Annotated in this window: 5 protein-coding genes and 2 tRNA genes; 2 read left to right on the top strand and 5 right to left on the bottom strand. The window is 39.8% G+C overall.

Features of this window, described 5'->3' with window-relative positions:
* The 4 genes from ASG38_RS17985 to mutS all read right to left on the bottom strand — a co-directional run.
* Nucleotides 1-704 (bottom strand): hypothetical protein (locus tag ASG38_RS17985; RefSeq protein WP_162239665.1); only part of this gene is annotated, 704 nt, incomplete at its 3' end.
* 58 nt (nucleotides 705-762) lie between these two features.
* Nucleotides 763-848, bottom strand: a tRNA-Leu gene (locus tag ASG38_RS06115).
* A 15-nt stretch (nucleotides 849-863) separates the two neighbouring features.
* Nucleotides 864-936: transfer RNA gene (locus tag ASG38_RS06110), tRNA-Gly, on the bottom strand.
* Nucleotides 937-1,078: 142 nt separating this feature from the next.
* Nucleotides 1,079-3,685 carry a DNA mismatch repair protein MutS gene (gene mutS / locus ASG38_RS06105; RefSeq protein WP_056068188.1) on the bottom strand — a complete coding sequence of 869 codons (2,607 nt, stop codon included), beginning with the start codon at nucleotides 3,683-3,685 and terminating at the stop codon, nucleotides 1,079-1,081.
* 65 nt (nucleotides 3,686-3,750) lie between these two features.
* Between mutS and ASG38_RS06100 the strand changes: the two genes are divergently transcribed.
* Nucleotides 3,751-4,281, top strand: a complete 531-nt coding sequence (locus ASG38_RS06100; protein ID WP_056068187.1) for an RNA methyltransferase — start codon at nucleotides 3,751-3,753, stop codon at nucleotides 4,279-4,281.
* A gap of 1 nt (nucleotide 4,282) precedes the next feature.
* Here the strand turns inward: ASG38_RS06100 and folK are convergent, their stop codons facing one another.
* Nucleotides 4,283-5,422 (bottom strand): 2-amino-4-hydroxy-6-hydroxymethyldihydropteridine diphosphokinase, encoded by a 1,140-nt coding sequence (folK, locus tag ASG38_RS06095; protein ID WP_056068185.1) that lies wholly within the window; start codon nucleotides 5,420-5,422, stop codon nucleotides 4,283-4,285.
* A gap of 124 nt (nucleotides 5,423-5,546) precedes the next feature.
* Between folK and sppA the strand changes: the two genes are divergently transcribed.
* Nucleotides 5,547-7,307, top strand: coding sequence for a signal peptide peptidase SppA (gene sppA, locus ASG38_RS06090; RefSeq protein WP_056068183.1), 1,761 nt, complete (start codon nucleotides 5,547-5,549; stop codon nucleotides 7,305-7,307).
* Nucleotides 7,308-7,426: the final 119 nt, after the last annotated feature.

Below are 7,426 nucleotides of genomic sequence, written 5' to 3'. Positions count from 1 at the left end.
TTTTTTTTTGGCCTGTCCTTTTTCGTTTCAATTCCTGCCGCCGGATTTGCGGATATTATCTTATCCTTTTTGAGCTTGCCCAAAAGCCCGGAAATCGCACGCTTGTAGTTGTCCTGGGATGTATTGCCGACATTCCTCCCCTTCGGGTTGATCAGCCAGTTAAGAAATCCGATTATATGCACATCCCTCAGCTCCCGGATATCCATATGGTCGAACTTATTCATTTGGGCATATTCCATAAAAACACCCATCCGGAACAGGTAGTCGTCTGCAGTTGAGGATTTCCAGGAACCCAGTTTATTATCATAGGCATACTGGAGGCCGGATTTTACCGTATAGACTGTTTTGGCGATTTCTCCCGGCATGTCCTTTTCCTCTATACCTTTTGCATCGAACGGGTTAAACCCGTTGTCAAGTAGGAGTTCGTAAGCCTTGATCCAGGCCTTGCCCGCCTCCAACCTTTCGGCTGCTGTCTTATAGGAATTTAATCCGCAATAGTCTTTGATTCTTTGCATAAATCCAGTGAACGGATTACGGTAGGAATAGTAAACGTACCACTGCTTTTTTGGGGCGATCAGCGGCCGTCCTTCCTCATCTTTCGGGTAGTACAACTGTACTTCGGAATAGTCTTTGTGCATGCCTTTTATGGTGATTGTAACTGGCTTCCCTTCTGGCTTCCCAAATGTAATTTCGAGGCTTTTCATATCGGTTTTGAAATCGGCCTGAAAACAGAAAAGCCCCGTGTTTAGGGGCTTTTAAGAGTACTCAGAGCGGGACTTGAACCCGCACGAACATTGCTGTTCACTGGATTTTAAGTCCAGCGTGTCTACCAATTTCACCATCCGAGCATGGACTTTAATTTGAGCGAAAAACGGGGCTCGAACCCGCGACCTCGACCTTGGCAAGGTCGCGCTCTACCAACTGAGCTATTTTCGCATTGTGTATTTGATAAGAACTGCAACACTTGAACCGTATTGCGGATGCAAATTTAATACATTAATTCAATTATACAAGAACTTTTTTCAAAAAAACATCAAGAAAAACATAACTTTCTGATAACGTAATCTTTAAAATCCCGTTACTTCTTTCCTAACATCCGTTTGATCTCATTGAGCTTCATCAGGGCTTCAACCGGAGTCAGCGTATTGATATCTAAATTGAGTATTTCGTCTTTTATTTCTTCTAAAAGCGGGTCATCTAAATTAAAAATACTCAACTGCATTTCGTCATTTGAAGATTTAGTACCATTCAATGCTTCGCCGGAATGGTCTTTTTCCAGTTTTTTAAGCAGTTTCTGTGCTTTCTGGATGACTGTTTGCGGCATTCCTGCCATCTTTGCCACATGAATTCCAAAACTATGGGCACTTCCACCTTTTATAAGTTTTCGGATAAAAAGAACCGTATCTTTTAATTCTTTTACGGACACATTATAATTCTGGATACGCTCCAGAATTTCGGTCATTTCATTAAGTTCATGGTAGTGCGTCGCAAATAAGGTTTTTGGCCTTCCGGGATGTTCATGCAGATACTCCGCAATTGCCCAGGCGATTGAGATTCCATCATACGTACTCGTTCCTCTTCCTATCTCATCCAAAAGCACCAAACTTCTGTCTGAAAGGTTATTAAGAATGGAAGCGGTCTCGTTCATCTCTACCATAAAAGTAGATTCGCCCATAGAAATATTATCTGATGCTCCTACTCTTGTAAAAATCTTATCGACAATACCCATCCTAACGCTTTCTGCCGGAACAAAGCTTCCCATCTGGGCCAATAGTACAATCAGTGCCGTTTGGCGCAAAATAGCCGACTTACCGGACATGTTAGGCCCTGTAATCATGATTATCTGCTGGGTTTCCCTGTCCAGATAAACATCATTGGCAATATAAGGAACTCCCACCGGGAGCTGTTTTTCAATCACCGGATGGCGACCGTTCTTTATTTCCAGTTCAAATGTATCATCCAGAACCGGACAAACATAATTGTTCTCAATGGCCAACTGCGTAAACGAAGCCAGGCAATCCAATTGCGCAATTAAATTCGCATTGAGTTGTACTGGTTTTATATAAGTCGAAATCCAAACCACCAGTTGCTCAAAAAGCTGGCTTTCCAATTGATGGATTTTTTCTTCGGCTCCAAGAATCTTGGTTTCATATTCTTTTAGTTCTTCCGTAATATAACGCTCCGCATTGACCAAAGTCTGCTTGCGAATCCATTCGGCCGGAACCTTATCTTTATGCGTATTTCTTACTTCTATATAATAACCAAAAACATTATTAAAAGATATTTTTAAAGAAGAAATTCCTGTTCTCTCCGATTCGCGGGTTTCGATTCCCTCAAGATATTCTTTGCCGGAAGTAGATATACTTCTTAACTCGTCCAATTCAGCATGCACACCTTTGGCAATCGCATTTCCCTTGTTGATCGAAACAGGAGCATCCGGGTTTAAGGTCTCTTTAATTTTTTCTCTTAGGAGGTCACAACTATGAAGGCTGTCTCCTATGGTTTTGACAGCCGTATTCTTACTGTCAAGTGCCAATGTTTTTATTGGGATAATGGCATCCAACGATTCCTTCAGGTTTACAACTTCCCTTGGCGATACTTTTCCTGTGGCTATTTTTGAAATCAACCGTTCTAAATCCGAAATCTGCTTGATTTGGTATTGGATGCTTTTCAGCACCTCATTATTTTCCTTCAGATAAGAAACCACTTCATGACGTCCTTTAACCTTATCTGCATCTTTTAACGGCAAGGCCAGCCAACGCTTTAAGAGGCGACCACCCATTGGAGAAAGTGTTCTGTCTATAACATCCAACAGTGTTACCGCATTCGGGTTATAGCTATGGTATAATTCTAAATTTCGAATGGTGAATCGGTCCATCCAAACATAAGCATCTTCCGCAATTCGCTGTATTGAAGTAATGTGCTGTACTTTGTTATGCTGTGTTTCGGACAGATAATACAATATCGCTCCTGACGCAATAATTCCCTCCGGCAATTCTTCAATTCCAAATCCTTTTAAGGAATTGGTCTGAAAATGTCCCGTTAGCGTTTCAAAAGCATAATCTTCTTTATACACCCAGTCTTCAAGATAAAAGTTATGGTAGTCTTCACCAAAAACCTCTTTAAAGTTGGCCTTGTTCTGTTTTGGAACCAGCACTTCGCTCGGACTAAAGTTCTGGAGCAGCTTGTCAATATATTCTTCATTACCCTGTGCTGCTAAAAATTCTCCTGTAGAAACATCGAGAAACGAAATACCGATAATCCTTTTCCCAAAATAAATCGAAGCCAGGAAGTTATTCGATTTAGACTGCAATACCTCATCATTCATAGAAACGCCGGGAGTCACCAATTCAGTAACACCACGCTTCACGATAGTTTTTGTCATTTTCGGGTCTTCAAGCTGGTCGCAAATCGCTACGCGAAGTCCGGCTTTAACCAGTTTAGGCAGATAAGTATTCAGGGAATGGTGTGGGAATCCGGCCAAAGCTGTTTCCGTATCGGAACCTGCTCCTCTTTTTGTCAGGACGATTCCCAGTATTTTTGAAGCGCGTATTGCATCTTCTCCAAAAGTTTCATAAAAATCTCCTACTCTGAACAACAAACAGGCGTCCGGATATTTCGCCTTAATCTCATTGTATTGCTTCATTAACGGAGTTTCTTTCGGAGTTTTGTCTTTCGTGGCCAAGAGTATTCAGATTTTTAAATTATTTTTGCTAAAATAGAAAAACTAACAATATTGCATCCGCATTTATGAGAAAACTTGCCAACAGCGAATTAGAAAGAAAAAGCATTGAAGATTTTAAACAGGCAGAAAAAACACCAATTACAATCATCCTGGACGACATCCGAAGCCTGCACAATATCGGTTCTGTTTTCAGAACAGCCGATGCTTTTCTGATTGAAAAAATCTATCTCTGCGGTATCACGGCAACTCCACCTAATAAAGAAATCCATAAAACAGCTTTAGGCGCTACCGAAACCGTTGCCTGGGAATATGCAAAAGACGTTTTGGAAGTTATTGATACGTTACAAAAAGAAAACGTTTCGGTCATGGCAATAGAACAAGTAGAAAACTCTATTTCACTTCAGGAATTCGAACCAAAAAGCGGACAGAAATATGCTCTGGTTTTTGGAAACGAAGTAAAAGGTGTTTCGCAGGAAGCCATCAAAAAGTGCGAGGGAACAATAGAAATTCCACAATTGGGAACCAAACATTCGCTAAACATTTCTGTAAGTGCCGGAATTGTAGTATGGGATTTGTTCCAGAAACTGAATTACTAGCTTATACAGCCAAAGCCTGGCTTTCGATTTCGTTTAAAATTTGAAGATAATCGCTTTGATTTTTGACAAAATCTTTATCCGAAACATCAATGATCAGGACATTCAAATCTTTTTGAGATTTTATATAGTCCAGGTATCCTCTGCTGATTTTATCCAAATATTCTGCCGGGATTTCCTGCTCATAGGAACGTCCTCTTTTTTTGATGTTCTCCAATAGCCGCTCCGTATTCTGATAAAGATACACATACAAATCGGGCTTTTTCATTTCCTTGTAGATGATATCAAAAAGCGTTTTATACAAACGGTATTCGTCTTCTCCTAAAGTAACTTTGGCAAAAATCAGGGATTTAAAAATATGGTAGTCAGCAACAATAAAATCCTTAAACAGGTCAAATTGTGCCAAATCCTGTGACAGCTGCTGGTATCTGTCGGCCAAAAATGACATTTCTAATGGAAAAGCATACCTCGCCTGGTCTTTATAAAATTTTGGCAAAAAAGGATTGTCTGCAAAACCTTCCAAAACCGTCTTGGCATTAAAATCTTCGGCAATTTTGTGAGCCAATGTTGTTTTTCCGGCGCCAATATTTCCTTCAATGGCTATATAATTGAATCGGTCAAAATGATAATCTGTTACCGGAGATTTCAAATTGGAAACCACTTTACAATCTGAATCGTCGTGGCACTCTCTCAACAATTCGGTTACATTCTTCTGCAATACAGGATGCACAAAATCCGATTTCAGGTCGTCCATCGGCAGCAACACAAATTTCCTGTCGGCCATACGTGGATGTGGTACTTTAAGGTTTTCGGCATCGATTATTTCGTCATCAAAACTGATGACATCAATATCAATCGTTCTGGACTGATAACCCATTACCTTGTTTCTGATTCTTCCCAAACGAAGTTCGGCATTTAAGATTTCATCCAAAAGCACTGCAGACTCTTTGCAGGTATGAACCAATAGGGCACAATTATAAAATGCATCGCCTTCAAAACCCCAGGCCGGCGTTTCATACAGCCTGGAAACTTTCACAACAGTCGCAACCTCGCTGTGAATCAAATCAATAGCTTCCTGAATATTGCGAAGCCTGTCGCCTTGATTGCTTCCGATAGATAATATGGCCTGGTGCTGCATTTTCATAGACTGCAAATTAAGGAAAAGTATTTCACACAAAAGCACATTTTTAAGTTGCAACCTGAAATTATTCCACCGAAATTTGTAACTTTTCTATTATGTATGTGACCTATAAAGAAATAACAATACTATGAATTTTTTAAAGAATGTATTTTCAACCGTACTCGGCTTATTTGTTTTCCTGTTTATCCTTTTCTTCGGATTTATAATTATTGCCGCTTTGTTTGGCAATAACGAAAAAACCGTCACCGTAAAAGATAACTCCGTGATTGAACTCAATCTCGAAGAAGTAACCAACGACTATGCCGGAAAATTTTTATACGAGGATTTCGAGTTCCTGAATGAAGAAAAAACAAACGGGCTTTCTGACGTAATCAATGCTATTGATGCGGCAAAAACAGACAGCAAAATCAAAGGAATTTCAATCCTGAATAACATTTCATTATTAGGAATGGCACAAAGCAAGGCACTTCGTGACAAACTGGAAGACTTTAAGAAGTCCGGAAAATTTGTCGTAGCCTATGCGAATTCTTACAGCCAGAAAGAATATTACTTAAATTCTGTTGCCGACACCATTTATCTTAACCCGGTTGGAGAAATGGATTTCAAAGGACTTTCTTCCGAAGTTATGTTCTACAAAGACTTCCAGGAAAAAACCGGCATTAAAATGGAAGTTATCCGTCATGGAAAATACAAAAGCGCCGTGGAACCTTATTTGGCTAACGAAATGAGTGAGGCCAACCGGGAGCAGATTTCTGTTTTATTAAATTCTGTGTGGAATTCTGTAGTTGCCGACATTTCAAAAAGCCGAAACATTTCTGTTGACCGACTGAATGAAATCGCAAATGGCCTGCTGGCAAGAACTCCTGAAATGGCAAAAGCAGAGAAGCTTATTGATAAGATTGCTTATGAAGACGAATATCATGACGGTATTCGTAAAGCTCTAAAAGTTAAAAAAGACGAGGAGTACAATACGGTAAGCATTATTGACTATGCCCATAAAAACTCCACAACAGGAAAAAAACCTGCCACTGATAACACTATTGCTATTATCTACGCACAGGGAACCATACTTAGCGGAGAAGGTGATGTAAACATTATTGGCGAAGGCTCAATGAGACGTTCTTTGCAAAAAGCCAGAAAAGACAAAAATGTTAAAGCCATTGTCTTGAGAATTGACAGTCCGGGTGGTAGCGCCTTGACTTCCGACCTGATTTGGAGAGAAATTGAACTGACCAAAAAAGTAAAACCGGTAGTTGTTTCTATGGGTAACGTTGCCGCTTCCGGAGGTTATTATATAGCTTGCAATGCCAGCAAAATCTTCGCTGAAGAAACAACAATCACCGGCTCAATTGGAGTTTTTGGAACATTGCCAAACATTACAAAACTGACCAACAATATCGGTATTCATACCGAACAGGTAAAAACACATCAGAACGCAGCAGGATACAGCATCTTCCTGCCATTGGATGAAGGAACAAAAGGCACCCTTCAGGAAAGTGTAGAAAATATCTACAAAGTTTTTGTAGGCCGCGTTGCCCAGGGGAGAAATATGAAATTTGAAGCTGTTGATTCTATCGCACAAGGAAGAGTCTGGACAGGTACCGATGCCCTGAAAATTGGATTGGTAGACAAAATTGGCGGTATGAACGATGCCTTGAAGGAAGCTGCAAAACTGGCAAATATTAAGGAATATAAAACGGCTGATTTCCCTTCTTATGAGAAAAAATTTGGAGACTTATTTGGCGGAATGCCTTTCATGAAATCCAAAGAAAGCTTTATCAAAGAAGAAGTTGGGGAGGAAAACTACCAAATGATTGAGCAAATCAGAAGAATGAGCGCTCAAAAAGGAATGCAGGCGTTGCTCCCTTATGAAATCAATATAAAATAGCGACCAAAAATAAATTACAATTAAATCAGGGCTAGTCCCTGATTTTTTTATTCAGACATTTCTTAATTGCTTTTATTTAAAAAATTCATTTTTTATACTTTTATTAAGCTATTTGGTTT

Source organism: Flavobacterium sp. Leaf359, assembly GCF_001423985.1.
In the GTDB taxonomy this organism is placed as follows: domain Bacteria; phylum Bacteroidota; class Bacteroidia; order Flavobacteriales; family Flavobacteriaceae; genus Flavobacterium; species Flavobacterium lindanitolerans.
This window is presented reverse-complemented; position numbering and strand designations above follow the sequence as displayed.